Source organism: Rhizobium sp. 18055 (genome assembly GCF_902706285.1).
Taxonomy (GTDB): domain Bacteria; phylum Pseudomonadota; class Alphaproteobacteria; order Rhizobiales; family Rhizobiaceae; genus Rhizobium.
Genome location: NZ_CACSKD010000104.1, coordinates 1 through 607, shown reverse-complemented (window position 1 = coordinate 607; position 607 = coordinate 1). Strand labels below are relative to the sequence as shown.

General features: G+C 68.5%; 1 protein-coding gene. It reads right to left on the bottom strand.

What is annotated here, in order from left to right; translation table 11 throughout:
* Positions 1-607 (bottom strand): alkyl sulfatase dimerization domain-containing protein (locus GVL52_RS28185; RefSeq protein ID WP_280179122.1); only part of this gene is annotated, 607 nt, incomplete at both ends.

Sequence of the window (607 nt, the reverse complement as noted above, 5' to 3'; positions counted from 1 at the left end):
GTTCGCGCGCTTGCGTTTGGCCGGAGTCCGCGAGCACCACATGGCGCAGCAGTTCGGCGGTCCAGCGGTAGTCTCCGTCGGCATACGCCTGCCGGGCCTGTGCCATCGCGGCCTGCGGACCTCCGGCCAGCGCCACGTACCGCCGCGCGGCCTCCACGGGTGGCAGCGGATCCAGATGGGCGGGGTGGGCATCGAACCACCCGAGGTAGTACTGGAACACCGCGCGCACGTTGTGCTTCACCGTGCCGTAGTACCCATGCACCGCGAGCTGTGCGTCGAGGCTGCGGGGCAGCCGCAGGGTTTCGGCGATCTCCGCAGCGGTCAGCCCACGGCTCATTCCGCGTACGGTCTGGTCGTGGATGTACCGGTAGCTGTCGCGGTGCGCCTTGAGAAAGTCCACGATGCGCGCGTGGCCCCAGACCGGCCAGTGGTGCTGGTTGAACAGCACCTCGGCATCGCCCAGCTGGTCGATCATCATGTCGATGTGGTCTGCCCACTTGCGGGCGTCGCGCACCTTCGCGCCGCGCAGGGTGTAGACGTTGTGCAGGGTCTGCGTCACGATCTCCGCGCCCGCGAATGCCTTGCGGTCGGGCAGCGAGAACACCCG